Below are 18,312 nucleotides of genomic sequence, written 5' to 3'. Positions count from 1 at the left end.
GGCGGGCATCAAATCCGCGCCTGATTAAAAAACGTTCAATAATCGCCGGGATTCTGTGTTTCGCTTGTGGCATAATGCGCGCCAAATCACATTCCGAATCGAGTAAGTGCTGTGCTGGTAACCAATAATATTACGATGCAATTCGGCAGTAAGCCGTTGTTTGAAAACATTTCTGTCAAATTTGGCGGCGGTAACCGCTATGGATTGATCGGCGCTAACGGCTGCGGCAAATCCACATTCATGAAGATCCTCGGCGGCGATCTGGCGCCGAGCGCAGGCAATGTCGCCATCGACCCGAATGAGCGTATCGGCAAACTGCGTCAGGATCAGTTCGCGTTTGAGCAATACAGCGTGCTGGATACGGTGATCATGGGGCACGCCGAACTGTGGGAAGTCAAAGAAGAACGCGACCGTATTTATGCGCTGAGTGAAATGAGCGAGGAAGATGGCTATCGGGTCGCGGATCTGGAAGTCAAATACGGCGAAATGGATGGTTACAGCGCTGAATCGCGCGCCGGCGAACTGCTGCTGGGCGTGGGGATCCCGCTGGAGCAACATTACGGGCCGATGAGCGAAGTGGCGCCAGGCTGGAAGCTGCGTGTCTTGTTGGCGCAGGCGCTGTTTTCCAATCCGGATATTCTGCTGCTGGATGAACCGACCAACAACCTGGACATCGATACCATCCGCTGGCTGGAGCAGGTGCTGAACGAGCGCAACAGCACCATGATCATCATTTCCCATGACCGTCACTTCCTGAACATGGTCTGCACCCATATGGCGGACCTGGATTACGGCGAATTGCGTATCTATCCCGGCAACTACGACGAGTACATGACGGCGGCGACGCAAGCGCGCGAGCGTCTGCTGGCGGACAACGCCAAGAAGAAGGCGCAGATTGCCGAACTGCAGTCGTTTGTCAGCCGCTTTAGCGCCAACGCGTCCAAATCGCGTCAGGCGACTTCCCGCGCCCGTCAGATAGATAAAATCCAGCTGGAGGAAGTGAAAGCGTCCAGCCGTCAGAACCCATTCATCCGTTTCGAACAGGACAAGAAACTGTTCCGTAACGCGCTGGAAATCGACGGGCTGACCAAAGGCTTTGATAACGGTCCGCTGTTCAGCCAGTTGAAAATGCTGGTGGAAGTGGGGGAGAAGGTGGCGATTCTCGGTACTAACGGGATCGGCAAATCCACCCTGCTGAAAACGCTGGTTGGTGAACTGACGCCGGAATCCGGCATGGCCAAATGGTCGGAAAACGTCCGTATCGGTTACTACGCGCAGGATCACGAGTACGAGTTTGATGGCGATCTCACCGTGTTTGACTGGATGAGCCAGTGGAAACAGGAGAATGACGACGAACAGGCGGTGCGTAGCGTGCTGGGGCGTCTGCTGTTTTCTCAGGACGACATCCGTAAAAAGGTCAAGGTGCTGTCCGGGGGTGAAAAGGGTCGGATGCTGTTCGGTAAGCTGATGATGGAAAAACCGAACGTTCTGGTGATGGACGAACCGACCAACCACCTGGATATGGAATCCATCGAGTCGCTGAACATGTCGCTGGAGATGTATCAGGGCACGCTGCTGTTTGTGTCTCACGACCGTGAATTCGTCAGCTCGCTGGCGACCCGCATTGTGGAAATCACTCCGGGTAAAGTGATCGATTTCAGCGGCAACTACGAAGATTATCTGCGCAGCCGCGGAATCCAATAACGTTTTGCCTTTCGGAAAAAAGCAGCCGCTCGTCGGCTGCTTTTTTTATTGCCCGAAATGTTAAAAAGACGGCGAACTGAAATCGGGCGCGGCGAGGGAGAAATAATGCTGGGTAAAAAACAACCGCAGCCTGCGCTTTTATCTTTCGTTTAGGCAGAGACATTATCCTGCAATCATACTTTTAAAAGTAAAGTATCTAAAATAATTGAATTGACTGATGAGCAGATGATGAATGTAAACGGATGACGGGAAAATAAAATCATCTTTAAGTTAATTTGAGGTAAAATCATTTAAAATCAATATGATAATAATTTTATTATAACTGATATAAGTCGCTGTTAAATCGATTAAGCTATTGTGGATCACAAAAAAATTATCCGTTTGTTACGCATTGAGATATTTTCTCATTTAATCTGACATGCCGTGCTTTTAAAAAAGAAATGTCGCGGAGAGCCTCACAGAAGACGTACAAATAAAATGGTTATTCCCCGGCCGATTGATAGAGATCAAATCGGTGACGTTATTCTCCTCATTATTCTATGCCGACACGTAAATGTGTTACTTCGACCTGGCTACAGGAGAATAATAAAGAATGAATGGGGAAAATATGATGCTTTCCCATCACGGCATCAATCGCCGTGATTTTATGAAGCTATGTGCAGCACTTGCCGCCACCATGGGGTTGAAAGAGGCCGCCGCCGCAGATATGGCCCAGTCACTGATGTCTCCCCAGCGTCCGCCGGTGATCTGGATTGGCGCGCAGGAATGTACCGGGTGTACGGAATCCCTGCTGCGCGCCACCCACCCGACCATTGAAAACCTGCTGCTGAATACCATCTCGCTGGAATACCACGAAGTCCTCTCCGCCGCATTCGGCGAGCAGGCGGAAGAAAACAAACACCGCGCCATCGAGCAGTACAAAGGCAAATACGTACTGGTGGTGGATGGCTCCATCCCGCTGAAGGATGGCGGCATCTACTGCATGGTGGCCGGCAAGCCGATCGTCGAGCATATCCGCGCCGCCGCCGAGCATGCCGCGGCGATCGTCGCCATCGGTTCCTGCTCCGCCTGGGGCGGGGTGCCGGCCAGCGGTTCCAACCCGACCGGCGCCGCCAGCTTGCAGGACGTGCTGCCGGGCAAAACCGTTATCAATATTCCCGGTTGTCCGCCTAACCCGCACAACTTCCTGGCGACCGTGGCGCACATCATCACTTATCAGCGCGCGCCGGCGCTCGACAGCCAGAACCGTCCCACCTTCGCCTATGCCCGACTGATCCACGAAAACTGCGAGCGTCGCCCGCATTTCGACGCCGGCCGCTTCGCCAAAGAGTTTGGCGATGAAGGACACCGGCAGGGATGGTGCCTCTACCATCTGGGTTGCAAGGGGCCGGAAACCTACGGCAACTGCCCGACGCTGGAGTTTTGCGACGTGGGCGGCGGCATCTGGCCGGTGGGGATTGGTCACCCGTGTTATGGCTGCAACGAGCAAGGCATCGGGTTTACCAAGGGCATTTTCCAGTTGGCCAACGTGGAAAACCCGACGCCGCGCGTTGAGAAACCGGCGGTCACCAGCCCGGAAGGCGGCAACAGTTCCGCTACGGCCACGGGGCTTATCGGCGGCGTGCTGGGGGCGGTGGCGGGCGTCAGCCTGATGGCGGTGCGTGAACTGGGCCGTCAGCAAAAACAGCAGGACGCCGGCAACGCATCCCGGGAGGGTTAAGCCGTGAACAGACGCAATTTTTTCAAGCTGGCTTCCGCCGGGGCGTTGCTGGCGGGCACGCCGCTGGCGACTGAAGCGGCGGCCACCAACCGGCCGCCAATTCCCGGTTCGCTCGGCATGCTGTACGACTCCACGCTGTGTGTGGGCTGTCAGGCGTGCGTGAGCAAATGCCAGCAGGTCAATAAGCTGGACTATAAGCCGGATAGCTCGGTCTACAGCGGCGGCGCGGCGACCTGGTCCAACAACGACAAGCTCAGTCCCTATACCAACAACATCATTCAGGTATGGCGCAGCGGCGACGGCAAAAACAAGGATCAGGTACAAGACGGCTACGCCTACATCAAGAAGCAGTGCATGCACTGCGTCGACCCCAACTGCGTGTCGGTGTGCCCGGTTTCGGCGCTGAAGAAAGACCCGAAAACCGGCGTGGTGCATTACGACGCCAGCGTCTGTACCGGCTGCCGTTACTGCATGGTGGCCTGTCCGTTCAATGTGCCGAAGTACGACTATGAAAACCCGCTCGGCAAGCTGCACAAATGCGAGCTGTGCAACCAGCCGGAACTGGCGCGGCTTGATAAGGGCGGCATGCCGGGGTGCGTAGAGGTTTGTCCGACCGGCGCGGTGATTTACGGCACCCGCGAGCAGTTGCTGGATGAGGCGAAACGTCGGCTGGCGCTCAAGCCGGGCGACGAGTACGCCTATCCGCGCCAGACGCTGAGTAGTAAAGACGCCTACCTGCACACCGTGCCGACTTACGAGCGTTATGTGTATGGCGAGAACGAAGCGGGCGGCACGCAGGTGCTGGTGCTGGCCGGGGTGCCGTACCAGAACCTGGAGATGCCGACGCTGGATTCGCTGTCTACCGGCGCGCGTTCGGAGCACATCCAGCATACCTTGTACAAGGGGATGGTGCTGCCGCTGGCGGTGCTGGCCGGGTTGTCGGTGCTGGTGCATCGCAATACCCGCGCCGAGCGGGAAGAGACGCACGATTCACAGGAGAAACCTCATGACGGCGCATAAAGCAAGTCCGTTGGGCGGGCGGCTGGTGAGCTGGCCCGTAATGCTGCTGGCTCCGCTGGTGGCGATTTGCGCGATCCTGATCGTGAAACGTCTGTTTCTGGGGATCGGCTCGGTGGCGGATCTGAACGGCGGCTACCCGTGGGGGATCTGGATCGCCTTCGACCTGCTGGTCGGCACCGGTTTAGCCTGCGGCGGCTGGGCGCTGGCCTGGGCGGTGTACGTGTTCAATCGCGGCGAATACCACCCGCTGGTGCGCCCGGCGCTGCTCGCCAGCCTGTTCGGCTATTCGCTGGGCGGGTTGTCGATCACCATCGACGTTGGGCGTTACTGGAACCTGCCGTACTTTTACATTCCCGGCTACTTCAATACCAACTCGGTGCTGTTCGAAACCGCGGTGTGCATGACCATCTACATCGGGGTGATGGCGCTGGAGTTCGCGCCGGTGGTGCTGGAACGCTTCGGCTGGAAAGTGTCGCTGAAACGGCTCAATAAGGTGATGTTTTTCATCATTGCGCTGGGAGCGCTGCTGCCTACCATGCACCAGTCGTCGATGGGGTCGTTGATGATCGCCGCCGGCTATAAGGTGCATCCGCTGTGGCAGAGCTATGAACTGCTGCCGCTGTTGTCGCTGCTGACCGCGTTCATCATGGGCTTCTCGATTGTGATTTTCGAAGGCTCGCTGGTGCAGGCCGGGCTGAAAGGGCGCGGGCCGGACGAACAGGCGTTGTTTCGCAAGCTGACCGGGCTGGCCCACGTGCTGGTGCTGCTGTTTGTGGTGCTGCGCTTCGGCGAGATCGTCTGGCACCAGAAAACCGCGCTGCTGTTCGCCGGCGACCGGTTTTCGGTCATGTTCTGGTGCGAAGCCGGTCTGATGCTGCTGCCGCTGGTTCTTCTGCGGCTGAAACGTTGCCGTCATGACGCCCGCTGGCTGTTCGTCAGCGCGCTCAGCATGTTGTTCGGCGCAGCCCTGTGGCGACTGAGTTACTCGCTGCTGGCGTTCAATCCGGGCAACGGCTACCACTACTTCCCCAAAGCGCAGGAGATCCTGATTTCCATTGGCTTCGTCGCCATTGAGGTCTGCGCCTACATCTTGTTAATCCGCCTGCTGCCGGTACTGCCCGCGCTGAAAGGCGAACATACGCATCATCAGGCTGAGGTAAAGCATGAGCCAACGCATCACCATTGATCCCATTACCCGTATCGAAGGGCATCTGCGCATTGATTGCGAAATTGAAAACGGCAAGGTCACCAAAGCCTGGTCATCCGGCACCATGTGGCGCGGTATGGAAGAGATCGTCAAAGGGCGCGACCCGCGCGATGCCTGGATGATCGTGCAGCGTATCTGCGGCGTGTGCACCACGGTGCACGCCATCGCCTCGGTGCGCGCGGTGGAGAACGCGCTCGGTCTGAACGTGCCGGTCAACGCCCAGTACATCCGTAACCTGATTCTGGCGGCGCACAGCATCCACGATCATATCGTGCATTTCTATCAACTGTCGGCGCTCGACTGGGTGGATGTGACCTCGGCGCTGAAAGCCGATCCGCAGAAAGCGGCGGCGCTGCTCAAAGGGCTGTCCGACTGGCCGCTGAATACCGCCGCCGAGTTCACCAAAGTGCAGCAGAAACTCAAAGATCTGGTAGCCAGCGGCCAGTTGGGGATTTTCGCCAACGGCTACTGGGGCCACCCGGCGATGTCGCTGCCGCCGGAAGTAAACCTGATCGCCGTCGCCCACTATCTGCAGGCGCTGGAATGCCAGCGCGACGCCAACCGTATCGTGGCGATTCTGGGCGGAAAATCGCCGCACATCCAGAATCTGGCGGTCGGCGGCGTGGCGAACCCGATCAATCTGGACGCGCCGAGCGTGCTCAACCTGGAACGGCTGATGTACGTGAAAAGCTTTATCGATCGGCTGGGCGATTTTATCGAGCAGGTCTACAAGGTGGACTGCGCGGTGATTGCCGCTCACTACCCGCAGTGGCTGACGCTGGGACGCGGCGCCGATCACTACCTGAGCGTGCCGGAACTGCCGACCGACAACAAAAACGGCAGTTTCCTGCTGGCGGGCGGGTATATCGAAAACAGCGACCTGTCGCGCTACCGACCGATCACCAGCCACAGTGACAAGTTCCTGATCGACGGCATCCGCGAGAGCGGCAAGCACGCCTGGTATCAGGACGATCAGCCGCTGGCGCCGTGGGAAGGGTTGACCCGTCCTAACTACACCGGCTGGCATGAAGACGGCAAGTACTCGTGGGTAAAATCGCCGACTTTCTACGGCAAAACCGTAGAAGTAGGGCCGCTGGCCTGGCTGCTGTGCGGTCTGGCCGCGAAGCATAAAGACACGCTGGTGCATTTCGATCAGGTAAAAGCCGCTTATAAAGCGCTCAGCGGCCATCAACTGGAAGAGAAACACCTGCACTCCACGCTGGGCCGGGTGATTGGCCGTACCGTGCACTGCTGCGTGCTGAAAGATACGTTGGCGCAGCAGTGGCAGGCGCTGGTCGACAACATCGGCAAAGGCGATCACCAGACCTTCATCAAACCGGATCTATCGCCGGACACCGAATTTCACGGCGTGGGCTTCGGGGAGATGCCGCGCGGCATGCTGTCGCATTGGATCGTGTTCAAAAACGGCAAGATCACCAATTATCAGGCGGTAGTGCCGTCCACCTGGACCTCCTGCCCGCGCAACGGCGACGACAAGCCCGGCCCGTACGAGCAGTCGCTGGTGGGCACGCCGGTGGCCGACCCGCACAAGCCGCTGGAAGTAGTGCGTACCATCCACTCCTTCGACCCGTGCATGTCCTGCGCGGTGCATGTAGTGGATACCGTCAACGGCAATGAAGTGACTCGGGTGAAGGTGCTGTGATGAACATACTGGTGCTGGGGATCGGCAATATCCTGCTGAGTGACGAAGGGGTTGGGGTGCGGCTGGTGGAACGGCTGGAGCAGCGGTTCGACTGCACGCCCGCCATTGAGGTGGTGGACGGCGGCACCTGCGGCATGGAACTGATGGAATGCATGGCCGGGCGCGATCACCTGATCGTGGCCGACGCCGTGCTCACCGGTCAGGCGCCGGGCAGTGTGACGGTGCTGCGCGACAGTGACGTGCCGGCGCTGTTTACCCGCAAGATCTCCCCGCACCAGTTGGGGCTGGCCGATGTGCTGATGGCGCTGCAACTGACCGGCGAGTTTCCCCGCCAGCTAACGCTGGTGGGGGTGGAGCCGGAAGCGCTCGATTCCGGCATCGGCCTGTCCGATACCGTTACCCGCGCGCTGGAACCAGCGTTGCAGCGCATCATCGCCGCGCTGCGCCAGAGCGGCGTTGCGGTAACTGAGAAGAGCGCGCAGGAGGTGTGTGGTGACTGACATTTTTTCCGCGTCGGCACTCGACGGCAGTAATAATCCGCCTGCAATACCCGGTGAGCGCAAAGAATCGGACTGGATTGCGGGGCATGATCAGAGTCCGGTGGCCTGGCTGGAGGCTGAGTTCAGCCGTATCGCGCAAGAGCGGATGCGGCTGTTGCCGTTTTATCGCGATGGCATTCCGGTGCGGGCCTGTGGGTTTACCCTGTTTGAACAGCAGTGGTTCGGCTGCCTGTTGACGCCGTGGATGCTCAGCCTGCTGGTGTTGCCGGGACCAGGACAGCAGTGGCCCCGGCGCGTGCTTTCCACCCGGCTGGCGCTGGAGCTGCCCTGCGGCAGCGTAAAGTTTGTCGTCAGCGAGAGTGACGACGGGCGGCAGTACCTGTCCTGCTCGCTGATGTCGCCGCTGGACTCGGCGCTTGGCGCCGAGCAGGCGCTGCAACTGGCGCAGCAAAGCGCGTGTATGGCGCTGTCGTTGCCGGTGCGCGACGCCGACGCTCCCGCAAACCTCAGCCGTCGCGTGCTGTTCAGTCGTTACCGGAGTTAGCGGCATGCATGAAATTTCCATGTGCTACAACGCGCTGGAGTTGATTGAGCAGCAGGCGCGTCAGCATGGTGCCCGGCGGGTGACCGGCGTCTGGCTGGAGATCGGCGCGCTGTCCTGCATCGAAGAGAGCGCGTTGCGGTTCTGTTTTGAATCGGTTTGTCGTCAAACGCTGGCGGAAGGCTGCCAGTTGCATCTGGCGGTGCGCCCGGCGCAGGCCTGGTGCTGGCAGTGTAGTCAGGCGGTAGAGGTAGCCGACCACGACAGCGGCTGCCCGCATTGCGGCAGTCATAGCCTGCGGGTCGAGAGCGGCGACAGCCTGCAACTGAAGCAACTGGCGATTGAATAACACGCCGTCGCCATGCCGGCGTGCAATCAGTAAAAAACGGTCTGGTTGACCGGAGGAGTCGTATCAATGTGTACCACATGCGGTTGTGGCGAGGGAGAGCGTCGAATCGAAGGCGATGAGCCGACCCATTCACACGACCATCCCCATACGCACGATCACCACCACGAACATAGCCACAGTCATGACCATGTCCACTCGCATCCCCATGAACACCATCACGATGGGCATCACCATGAACATGACCATCACCATGACGATGCGTCGGTCGCGCCTGGCGTGATCATTCATCATCACCACTACTACTATCACCACGGCGATGTGCATCACCATTATCACGGCGCGTCACGCCCGCTGGCGTTGCGTCGTGCGCATGATCACTCACACTCTCATGATGAGCACTCGCATGCTCATCATGAACACGCCCAGCCGGAAGCGCGCTTTCAACCGGTGGAACAAGAGCAGCATCTGCACTATGGGCAAGGGGCGGCCGGCACCCATGCGCCGGGCATTGGTCAGCAGCGCCTGTTGCAGATCGAGATGGATGTGCTGAGCAAAAACAATCAACTGGCGGCGCACAACCGCGAGCATTTCGACGCCGATCGGATTCTGGCGTTGAATCTGGTGTCCAGCCCCGGCTCCGGTAAAACCACGTTGTTGACCAGCACGCTGCATTTGCTGCGTGAACAGGTGCCGTGCGCGGTGATTGAAGGCGACCAGCAGACCACCAACGACGCCGAGCGTATCCGTGCTACCGGCGTCCCGGCGATTCAGGTCAACACCGGCAAAGGCTGCCATCTGGATGCGCAAATGGTGCATGACGCCATGCATCGGCTGCAACTGCCGGCGCACAGCCTGCTGTTTATCGAGAACGTCGGCAATCTGGTGTGTCCGGCCGGTTTCGATCTGGGCGAACGTCACAAGATAGCGGTGCTGTCGGTGACCGAAGGGGAAGACAAGCCGCTCAAATACCCGCATATGTTTGCCGCCGCTTCGTTGATGATCATCAACAAGATCGACCTGCTGCCGTATCTGGATTTTGATCTGGAAGCCTGTGTCGCCAATGCGCGCCGCGTCAATCCGCACATCGAGGTGATTGCGCTGTCCGCCCGCACCGGCGAGGGGATGGAAGCGTGGCTGGCCTGGCTGGAAGCACAGTTGCTGGGAACCGAGTTGGCGAAAACGCCCTCACAACCGTCGCTGTTATCAGGAGCCTAATCATGTGCCTGGGCGTTCCCGGAAAAGTGGTCGCGGTTGGGCCGGATCTGCATTACCCGGCGCGGGTGGATGTCTGCGGCGTACAGCGCGAGGTGAACATCGCGCTGGTATGCGAGGGTGACCCGGCGGCGCTGGTGGGGCAGTGGGTGCTGGTGCACGTCGGCTTCGCCATGAGCCTGCTGGACGAGCAGGAGGCGCAGGAGACGCTGGCGGCGTTGCAATCCATGCAGGCGGTCGGGCTGGAACTGGATGAAGTACGGCAAACCGGAGTCATTTATGCAGTACGTTGATGAATTTCGCGATCCTGAGCTGGCGAAAGCGTTGTTGCAGCGCATTCAGGCGCTGGTCGACGCGATGCCGCAACTGAAAACGCGCCCGTTGCAGTTGATGGAAGTGTGCGGCGGACATACCCACGCCATCTTTAAATTCGGTATCGACCGATTATTGCCGCCGGAAATCGAGTTTGTACACGGGCCGGGCTGCCCGGTGTGCGTGTTGCCGATGGGGCGGATTGACGCCTGTCTGGAGATCGCCGCCCGTCCGGAGGTGATTTTCTGCACCTTCGGCGACGCCATGCGGGTGCCGGGCCGCAACGGGTCGTTGCAGGACGCTCGCCGCCACGGCGCTGATGTGCGGGTAGTCTACTCGCCGCTGGACGCGCTGGCGCTGGCGGAACAGTTTCCTGATCGGCAGGTGGTGTTTTTCGGGCTGGGGTTCGAAACCACCATGCCGAGCACCGCGTTGACGCTGCAACAGGCCAAACGCCGCGGTATCCGTAATTTTTCGCTGTTCTGCCAGCACATCACCATTATCCCGACGTTGAAAAGCCTGCTGGAACAACCGGATTTACGTATCGACGGCTTTCTGGCGCCGGGGCACGTCAGCATGGTGATTGGCGCTTATCCCTATCAGCCGTTGTGCGAGCAGTTTCACAAGCCGTTTGTGGTCACCGGTTTCGAGCCGCTGGATATTCTGCAGGCGCTGCTGATGCTGGTGCAGCAACTGCACGACGAGCGCTGCGAGGTGGAAAACCAGTACCGCCGCATCGTGCCGGACAGCGGCAACACGTTGGCGCAGCAGGCGATGGCGGAGGTGTTCGAAACCAAAGCCAGCAGCGAGTGGCGCGGGTTGGGGGAAATCGCCGATTCCGGCATGCAACTGCGGGCGGAATACGCCGAATTCGACGCTGAGCGCCGCTTCAATCCGCAGCAACAGCAGGTGGCGGACGAGCCGTTGTCGCGCTGCGGCGAGGTGCTCACCGGGCGTTGCAAACCGGGCGACTGCCCGCTGTTCGGCCAGCGCTGCACGCCGCAAAACGCTATCGGCGCGCTGATGGTGTCCTCGGAAGGCGCCTGCGCCGCTTATTATCAGTATCGCCGGGAGTGCGCCTGATGAAGAACACGTTATTACCCAAAGAGATTACCCTGGCGCACGGCAGCGGCGGGCAGGCGATGCAGCAACTGATCGAAGGATTGTTTCTGCAGGCGTTTGATAATCCGTTGCTGGCGGAGCGCGAGGATCAGGCGCGTTTGCCGCTGGCCGCATTAAGCGAGCAGGGCGACCGGCTGGCGTTCACCACCGACAGCTACGTCATCGATCCGATCGAGTTTCCCGGCGGCGACATCGGCAAACTGGCGGTGTGCGGCACGGTTAACGATCTGGCGGTGAGCGGCGCGCTGCCGCGTTATCTCTCCTGCGGCTTTATTCTGGAAGAAGGGCTGGCGGGTGAGACGTTGCTGCGTCTTGTCACCTCAATGGCGCAGACCGCCCGCGACGCCGGGATCCAGATCGTTACCGGCGATACTAAAGTGGTGCCGCGCGGCGCGGCGGACAAGATTTTCATCAATACCGCCGGTATCGGCGTGATTCCTCACCACCTGCGTTGGGGTACTGGCGAAATCCGTCCCGGCGATCGTCTTATCGTCAGCGGCACGCTGGGGGATCATGGCGCCACTATCCTGAATCTGCGTGAGAAGCTGGGGCTGGAAGCGGAGCTGACCAGCGATTGCGCAGTACTGACGCCGCTGATTGCGCCGCTGCGTCAGATTGACGGCGTTCGCGCCCTGCGTGACGCCACCCGCGGCGGGGTGACGGCGATCCTGCATGAATTCGCGCAGGCCAGCGGCTGCGGTATGGAAGTGCAGGAGAGCGCCTTGCCGGTCAAACCGGCGGTGCGCGGTATCTGCGAACTGCTGGGGCTGGAGGCGCTGAATTTCGCCAACGAAGGCAAACTGGTGCTGGCGGTGTCGCCGGAGGCGGAAAACCGGGTGCTGGACGCCTTGCGGTCGCATCCGCTGGGGCGAGATGCCGCGGTTATCGGCAGCGTCACCGATAAAAAACAGGTGCGCCTGTGCGGCGTGTTCGGCGCCTCTCGGCTGCTGGATTTACCCCACAGCGAGCCCATGCCAAGGATTTGCTGAACGTTAGTGGGTTATAGGCTACCAGCCCATTCAGTACGTGCAGGACGGCGTTTTTCCGGCGTCAAAAACTGTGCTGAGGTGGACGACTTCGCCGGGTGAGCGGCATGGATGCCGCGAAAGCCCGTGTCGTGCCGGGAGCACGTCACGGGCGGCCCGAATAGCGAAGGCGATCGCCGAAGGGACCGCGTTAGCGGCACAGTTTAGCCTCCCAGCCAGTGGTCAAGGAGAGGCGGCGTTTGAGCCTCTCCTTGTCGTGCGAGCGACGAAGTGGCAAAGAAATGATGCTGTTTATTCCGCACGAAATTATTCACTGACCAGAAAAAATTCACCGTTTGCAAAACAACCCGGCTGCTTGTCAGCAGCCCAGATATGCGGGATGCGCCGGTGTCCATACAGTAACACTTACAGTGATAGCTTATGATGTCACCACATCACGACGGAATTGGAATCCGCGTTAAAGGCAAGGTGCAGGGGGTGGGGTTTCGCCCCTATGTCTGGCAAATCGCCCATCGTCTTGGCGCCAAAGGTAGCGTGCTCAACGACGGCGCGGGCGTGCTGATCCGGCTGTGGCCGGCGAGCGTCGAGGCCGATTTCGTGGCGGCATTGTACGCCGAATGTCCGCCGCTGGCGCAGATCGACCAGGTAGCATGTCAGCCCTACCGCTGGGAGACGCTGCCGGACGATTTCGTGATTGAGCACAGCGGCGCCGGGCAGATGGATACCCACATCGTGCCGGATGCCGCCACCTGCGAGGCGTGCCGTCAGGAGTTGTTTGACCCGCATAACCGCCGCTACCGTTATCCGTTTATCAACTGCACCCACTGCGGCCCGCGTTTTACCCTCATTCGGCAGATGCCCTACGACCGCCCGAATACCGCGATGGCGGCGTTCCCGTTTTGCCCGACGTGTCGGCAGGAGTACCAGCACCCGGCGGACCGGCGCTTTCATGCCCAGCCCAACGCCTGCCACACCTGCGGCCCGCAGGTGTGGCTGAGCGACGCTCACCGCATCGTGGCCCACGGCGATGACGCCATCATGCAGACGGCGGCAGCCTTGTGCGCCGGGCGAATCGTGGCACTAAAAGGGTTGGGCGGGTTTCATCTGGCCTGCGACGCCACCGATGCGCAGGCGGTAGCGCAGTTGCGATCGCGCAAGCATCGCCCGGCCAAGCCGCTGGCGGTGATGTTGCCGGACGCCGGCTGGCTGACGCAGTGCAGCACGGTTGTGGAACCCGCGTCGGCGCTGCGCCTGATGCAAAGCCCGGCGGCGCCGATTGTGCTGATGCCGCTACGACAGGATGGCGCGCTGGCGGCAGGAGTTGCCCCCGGTCTGGATGAAGTGGGATTGATGCTGCCCGCCAATCCGTTGCAGCATCTGCTGCTGGCGGCGGTGGCGCGGCCGCTGGTGATGACCTCCGGCAATGCCGGCGGTAAGCCGCCGGCGCTGGATAATACCCAGGCGCTGGCCGATTTGGCGGGTATCGCCGACCTGTGGCTGCTGCACGATCGCGATATCGTGCAGCGGGCCGACGACTCGGTGGTGCGGATGCAGGGGGAGCGGGCGGAGATGCTGCGGCGCGCGCGCGGCTATGTGCCGGATGCCTTGCCGCTACCGCCGGGGTTCAGCGAGCAGCCGGCGTTGCTGGCGATGGGCGCGGATCTCAAAAACACCTTCTGCCTGCTGCGCGATGGGTCCGCGATCGTCAGCCAGCATCTGGGCGATCTGGCCGATGACGAGGTGGAACGGCAATACCGGCAGGCGCAGACGCTGTTCGCCGATATCTACCGGTTTACACCGCAAGCCATCGCGGTGGATGCGCACCCCGGTTACGCCAGCCGCCGTCTGGGGCAGCAGCAGGCGGCGCAGTTGGGGATACCCTGCATGGAGGTGCTGCACCATCACGCGCATATCGTCGCCTGCATGGCCGAGCACCAGTGGCCGCGCGACGCCGGGCCGGTGATCGGTCTGGCGCTGGATGGCATCGGCTACGGCGGCGATAACCGCTGGTGGGGCGGCGAATGCCTGCGGGTGGATTACACGCAGTGCCGGCATCTGGGCGGTTTGCCCGCGGTGGCGCTGCCGGGCGGCGATTTGGCGGCGCGTCAGCCGTGGCGCAATCTGCTGGCGCAATTTCTGGCGTTTGTGCCGAACTGGGAAACCTTACCGCAAGCCGGCGCGATCCCCGCTAACGCAACGCCGCTGTTGACGCGCGCTATTGCGCGCGGGCTCAACGCGCCGCCAGCGTCGTCCGCCGGGCGGTTGTTTGACGCAGTGGCCGCCGCCTGCGGGTTTGCCGGCGAACAAAGCTGGGAAGGCGAGGCGGCCTGTTGGCTGGAAGCGCTGGCCCGGCAGCATCAGGATGAAACGCCGCCGGTGACCATGCCGCTCTCCGGCAAGCAACTGGATCTGGCGACGTTCTGGCGGCAGTGGCTGGCGTATCACGCTGCGCCGGCCGACCGCGCCTTTGCCTTTCATCTGGCGCTGGCCGACGGGCTGGCGGCATTGGTGCGTCAGGCGGCGCGGGAACAGGGGCTGAATACGGTGGCGTGTTCCGGCGGGGTGATGCATAACCGTTTGCTGGTCAATCTGTTACGTGAGCGGCTGGCGGATTTTACCCTGTTGATGCCGTCGCGTTTGCCGGCCGGCGATGGCGGTCTGGCGTTGGGTCAGGCGCTGATTGCCGCCAGCCGCCTGTCAGCGTAGCGCTAACTGTTATGGTTTTTTTACGTCAGACTGTATCTGTTCTGATTTGCGCGCCTATGCTACCTTCTCGCATGAATAACGCTGTGCCGGGAGGATTAGCGTGGACGAAGTCAAACGTATTCTGAGCGAAGAAATCGAGCGTCTGAACCGTGAAGAGCGGCGTGACAATCGCATCCGCTTCAGCCGTAAATTCATGGTGAGCCACCCTTATCTGTTCGGCGGTATGCTGGTGAGCTATGTGCCGGTGGCGCTGATTCTATGGTACGCGCCTTATTTCGGCGCGCCTTATGTGGCCGGGTTTACGCTGTTTCTGCTGCTGATGTCGCTGGCGATGTCGATGGATATCAATCCGCGCTACCGCTTCGAGGATATCGACGCGCTGGATTTGCGGGTGTGTTACAACGGCGAGTGGTATAACAGCCGCCATGTGTCGCCCCAGACGCTGGAGTTGTTGCTGCAGAGCCCGCAGGTGGCCGGGTCGGTTAAAGACGGCGTCGCCAGGCTGTTACAGACCAAGGGTTACCTCTATTTTTACGACGTCTTTTCTCTGGCATACCGTTCATCCACCCGGTCAATCCCCGGCTGATCGGTATGGGCGCCGCCTGTTGCCGATATGAGTAAAGTTCAACGGCATGAGGCGGTGACAGGGCGCGTCCCGCGTGGTACGTTCAAAACTCATCTTGTTTAAAGTCCCCGAGGCAAGCGACGCGCCATGACGACGTTAACCGCGAATTTCCCCGTTTCATCCCGACCGCCTTCGCTGCTCATTGTGCAGATGGGCGAACCGCCCGAACCGATCGCTCATGCCGTCGGCCAGCAGGCCGACTGGTTCGGCAGCGCGCTGGCCGATGAAGGCGTGCGCCTGCATGTGGTGCGGCCGGACGCCGGCGACGCTTTGCCGAACCTCGGCGAGCATGACGCCGCCATCATCAGCGGTTCCTGGTCGATGGTGACCGACCGGCTGGACTGGAGCGAACGCACCGCCGACTGGTTGCGCCAGAGTGTGGATGCCGGGCTGCCGGTGCTGGGGGTGTGCTACGGCCATCAGCTGTTGGCGCATGCGCTGGGCGGTACGGTGGCGGATAACCCGAATGGCCGGGAAATGGGCTTGAAGACCGTGACGCTGCATGACGACGCCGCGGAAGACGCACTGTTGACGGCGATACCGACGCAGTTCAGCGCCTACCTCAGCCATCTTCAGTCGGTGGTAGCGCCGCCGCCCGGCGCACAGGTGCTGGCGGCATCGGAACAGGATGGTTGCCAGATTATTCGTTATACGCCGCATACCTTGTCGTTTCAGTTCCACCCGGAGATGGATGCGGCGGTGATGAATGCCTGCCTGCGTCATTGCGCGTTGCCGGAAATGGCCGACAGCGCCGAGCCGGTGTGGGCGCGGCGGTTGCTGCTGGATTTTGTCCGGCTGGCGTTATCCCGCTCACTGGCGTTATCCCGCTAAGGAGTTCTCCGCTGGCGAAATTCGAACAACTGGCCGATCAGATGCAGGCGCAGTTACAGGCCGGCATCTGGCAACCGGGAGAAAAATTGCCGTCGCTGCGCGAAAAGGCGGTGCATTCCGGTCTGAGCCTGATGACGGTGCTGCATGCCTACCAACTGCTGGAAAGTCAGGGCTGGATCATTTCACGCCCGCAGTCCGGCTACTATGCCGCGCCGCGCGAACGGCCGATCGCGCCGCCCGCCAGCGGCGACGCGGTGCACCTGACGGAACACGTTGATATCAACAGCTTTATTTTCGATGTGCTGCACGCCAGCCGCTCGCCCGGCGTAGTGCCGTTCGGTTCCGCCTTTCCCGATCCACGGCTGTTTCCCCAGCGCCAGTTGACCCGCTCGCTGGCGACGGTGGCGCGCCGTATGCAACCTGAAAACGCGGTGGACAACCTGCCGCCCGGCAACGAGCGGCTACGCAAGCAGATAGCCCAGCGCTACGCGCTGCAGGGCATCGCCGTGTCGCCGGACGAGATCGTCATTACCAGCGGCGCGATGGAGTCGCTCAATCTGAGCCTGCAGATGCTGACCCGGCCCGGTGATTATGTGGTGGTGGAGTCGCCGTCGTTTTACGGCGCGTTGCAGGCGATCGAACGTTTACAACTGAAAGCCATCGCTATCGCCACTCACCCGCACACCGGCGTCGATCTGGCGGCGTTGCGCCAGGCGTTACACGATTATCCGATTCGTGCCTGCTGGCTGATGACCAACTTTCACAATCCGCTCGGTTGCACGCTGGCGTGGGAGAAAAAGCAGCAACTGGCCGCGCTGTTGCGCGAGCATCAGGTGCCGCTGATTGAAGATGATGTCTACAGCGAACTGTACGCCGGCACCTATCGCCCGCTGCCGGTCAAGGCGCTTGATAGTGACGGGCAGGTGCTGCACTGTTCGTCTTTCTCAAAGAATCTGGTTGCCGGATTCCGGGTCGGCTGGGTGGCGGCGGGGCGCTGGGCGCAAGGTATTCAGCGGCTGCAACTGATGAGTACGCTCTCCGCCAGCGCGCCGATGCAACTGGCGGTGGCGGATTATCTGGCCACCAGCAGCTACGACAGCCATTTGCGGCGTTTACGGCGTACGCTGGAGCAGCGTAAACACCGGTTGTATCAGGCGATGAAGGTGCATTTCCCGGCCGGGGTGGACATTTATTACGCTGAAGGCGGCTATTTCCTATGGCTGGGGCTGCCGGAAGCGTTCAATAGCATTGAACTGTATCAGCAGGCGTTGGCGCAGGGCATCAGCATTGCGCCGGGCAGAATGTTCACCACCGGCGATAAATTTGACCGCTATTTTCGTATCAATACCTCTTTCGAATGGCAGGAAAAAACGGAAAACGCCATCATCGCGCTGGCCGCTCTGCTGAAAAAAGGGCTGTCCTCTTCCTGACGCCGATACTCTGGTTGAATGCCAGACGCCGTCGGCTCATTACTTATCTCCCGGCTATGGCCGCATAGATACCGCTTGTTCATTAATACCGGGACGTTCATTTTTATTTTTTTCTTCGGCAGGTGATTGCCGCCGGTTTTCGTCGTAAGCGCTGTCGGAAATATGATTATTTAATTTTCCGATTTATTTCTTTTCAATCTGACTGGTTTATTTATTTTCAGCCGGAAGATTATCGTCGTTATTTTTTTATTAGTGACGATTGTCATCGTTATTTTCTTGTTATTAACGAAGGTGTAAAAATAGATTATAGATAGCGGATTTTTTATAAAGAAATTCTTAATTATTTCCAATTGGAATAACACCGTCGCGGTCTTTTCTCGTTAC

The 18,312-nt window shown here is 60.1% G+C and carries 16 protein-coding genes; all 16 read left to right on the top strand.

Annotation, left to right across the window (positions count from 1 at the left end):
* Positions 1-111 precede the first annotated feature (111 nt).
* The 16 genes from CVE23_RS14685 (at position 112) to CVE23_RS14605 (ending at position 17,928) form a co-directional block, all read left to right on the top strand.
* The gene (locus tag CVE23_RS14685; protein ID WP_038919636.1) at positions 112-1,704 is read left to right on the top strand and encodes an ABC-F family ATPase; all 1,593 of its coding nucleotides are present in this window, start codon (positions 112-114) and stop codon (positions 1,702-1,704) included.
* A gap of 592 nt (positions 1,705-2,296) precedes the next feature.
* Positions 2,297-3,424 (top strand): hydrogenase 2 small subunit, encoded by a 1,128-nt coding sequence (gene hybO / locus CVE23_RS14680; protein WP_100849821.1) that lies wholly within the window; start codon positions 2,297-2,299, stop codon positions 3,422-3,424.
* Between the two features lie 3 nt (positions 3,425-3,427).
* The gene (hybA, locus tag CVE23_RS14675) at positions 3,428-4,444 is read left to right on the top strand and encodes a hydrogenase 2 operon protein HybA (protein WP_100849820.1); all 1,017 of its coding nucleotides are present in this window, start codon (positions 3,428-3,430) and stop codon (positions 4,442-4,444) included.
* On the top strand, positions 4,431-5,630 hold the full coding sequence (gene hybB / locus CVE23_RS14670) for a Ni/Fe-hydrogenase cytochrome b subunit (RefSeq protein ID WP_100849819.1): 1,200 nt from the start codon (positions 4,431-4,433) through the stop codon (positions 5,628-5,630). The genes hybA and hybB overlap by 14 nt, the downstream gene beginning before the upstream one ends.
* Positions 5,608-7,314 (top strand): hydrogenase 2 large subunit, encoded by a 1,707-nt coding sequence (gene hybC, locus CVE23_RS14665; protein WP_038667520.1) that lies wholly within the window; start codon positions 5,608-5,610, stop codon positions 7,312-7,314. Before hybB ends, hybC begins: the two co-directional genes overlap by 23 nt.
* Positions 7,314-7,814: a HyaD/HybD family hydrogenase maturation endopeptidase gene (locus CVE23_RS14660; RefSeq protein WP_100849818.1), complete on the top strand. Its 501-nt coding sequence runs from the start codon at positions 7,314-7,316 to the stop codon at positions 7,812-7,814. Before hybC ends, CVE23_RS14660 begins: the two co-directional genes overlap by 1 nt.
* A gap of 46 nt (positions 7,815-7,860) precedes the next feature.
* Positions 7,861-8,358, top strand: coding sequence for a hydrogenase-2 assembly chaperone (gene hybE, locus CVE23_RS14655; RefSeq protein WP_167389575.1), 498 nt, complete (start codon positions 7,861-7,863; stop codon positions 8,356-8,358).
* Positions 8,359-8,362: 4 nt separating this feature from the next.
* Positions 8,363-8,704, top strand: coding sequence for a hydrogenase maturation nickel metallochaperone HypA (gene hypA / locus CVE23_RS14650; protein ID WP_038667526.1), 342 nt, complete (start codon positions 8,363-8,365; stop codon positions 8,702-8,704).
* Positions 8,705-8,770: 66 nt separating this feature from the next.
* The gene (gene hypB, locus CVE23_RS14645; protein WP_100849816.1) at positions 8,771-9,919 is read left to right on the top strand and encodes a hydrogenase nickel incorporation protein HypB; all 1,149 of its coding nucleotides are present in this window, start codon (positions 8,771-8,773) and stop codon (positions 9,917-9,919) included.
* A 2-nt stretch (positions 9,920-9,921) separates the two neighbouring features.
* Positions 9,922-10,209, top strand: a complete 288-nt coding sequence (gene hybG, locus CVE23_RS14640; protein WP_100849815.1) for a hydrogenase maturation factor HybG — start codon at positions 9,922-9,924, stop codon at positions 10,207-10,209.
* Positions 10,196-11,311, top strand: coding sequence for a hydrogenase formation protein HypD (gene hypD, locus CVE23_RS14635; protein WP_038919630.1), 1,116 nt, complete (start codon positions 10,196-10,198; stop codon positions 11,309-11,311). Before hybG ends, hypD begins: the two co-directional genes overlap by 14 nt.
* The gene (gene hypE / locus CVE23_RS14630) at positions 11,311-12,339 is read left to right on the top strand and encodes a hydrogenase expression/formation protein HypE (protein WP_038919629.1); all 1,029 of its coding nucleotides are present in this window, start codon (positions 11,311-11,313) and stop codon (positions 12,337-12,339) included. Before hypD ends, hypE begins: the two co-directional genes overlap by 1 nt.
* Before the next feature lie 417 nt (positions 12,340-12,756).
* Positions 12,757-15,042, top strand: a complete 2,286-nt coding sequence (gene hypF / locus CVE23_RS14620) for a carbamoyltransferase HypF (RefSeq protein ID WP_100849814.1) — start codon at positions 12,757-12,759, stop codon at positions 15,040-15,042.
* Between the two features lie 100 nt (positions 15,043-15,142).
* A complete protein-coding gene (locus tag CVE23_RS14615) occupies positions 15,143-15,628 on the top strand; it encodes a YlaC family protein (protein WP_038919625.1) in 486 nt (161 codons plus the stop codon).
* 126 nt (positions 15,629-15,754) lie between these two features.
* On the top strand, positions 15,755-16,498 hold the full coding sequence (locus CVE23_RS14610; protein ID WP_100849813.1) for a glutamine amidotransferase: 744 nt from the start codon (positions 15,755-15,757) through the stop codon (positions 16,496-16,498).
* An 11-nt stretch (positions 16,499-16,509) separates the two neighbouring features.
* Complete coding sequence (locus CVE23_RS14605; RefSeq protein WP_100850480.1) at positions 16,510-17,928, top strand: aminotransferase-like domain-containing protein; 1,419 nt, start codon at positions 16,510-16,512, stop codon at positions 17,926-17,928.
* The last annotated feature ends 384 nt before the right edge of the window (positions 17,929-18,312 follow it).

The organism is Dickeya fangzhongdai, assembly GCF_002812485.1.
Taxonomy (GTDB): Bacteria; Pseudomonadota; Gammaproteobacteria; order Enterobacterales; family Enterobacteriaceae; genus Dickeya; species Dickeya fangzhongdai.
Note: the sequence above shows the minus strand (reverse complement) of the source record. Positions and strands in the feature narration are given on the sequence as shown.

What these genes read in the sequence shown, in the direction of transcription:
- hybG (WP_100849815.1), top strand. Translation starts at nt 9,922, where the DNA reads ATGTGCCTGGGCGTTCCCGGAAAAGTGGTCGCGGTTGGGCCGGATCTG.
- hypE (WP_038919629.1), top strand. Translation starts at nt 11,311, where the DNA reads ATGAAGAACACGTTATTACCCAAAGAGATTACCCTGGCGCACGGCAGC.
- hypD (WP_038919630.1), top strand. Translation starts at nt 10,196, where the DNA reads ATGCAGTACGTTGATGAATTTCGCGATCCTGAGCTGGCGAAAGCGTTG.
- hybB (WP_100849819.1), top strand. Translation starts at nt 4,431, where the DNA reads ATGACGGCGCATAAAGCAAGTCCGTTGGGCGGGCGGCTGGTGAGCTGG.
- hybC (WP_038667520.1), top strand. Translation starts at nt 5,608, where the DNA reads ATGAGCCAACGCATCACCATTGATCCCATTACCCGTATCGAAGGGCAT.
- hypB (WP_100849816.1), top strand. Translation starts at nt 8,771, where the DNA reads ATGTGTACCACATGCGGTTGTGGCGAGGGAGAGCGTCGAATCGAAGGC.
- hypA (WP_038667526.1), top strand. Translation starts at nt 8,363, where the DNA reads ATGCATGAAATTTCCATGTGCTACAACGCGCTGGAGTTGATTGAGCAG.
- hybO (WP_100849821.1), top strand. Translation starts at nt 2,297, where the DNA reads ATGAATGGGGAAAATATGATGCTTTCCCATCACGGCATCAATCGCCGT.
- hypF (WP_100849814.1), top strand. Translation starts at nt 12,757, where the DNA reads ATGATGTCACCACATCACGACGGAATTGGAATCCGCGTTAAAGGCAAG.
- CVE23_RS14660 (WP_100849818.1), top strand. Translation starts at nt 7,314, where the DNA reads ATGAACATACTGGTGCTGGGGATCGGCAATATCCTGCTGAGTGACGAA.
- CVE23_RS14610 (WP_100849813.1), top strand. Translation starts at nt 15,755, where the DNA reads ATGACGACGTTAACCGCGAATTTCCCCGTTTCATCCCGACCGCCTTCG.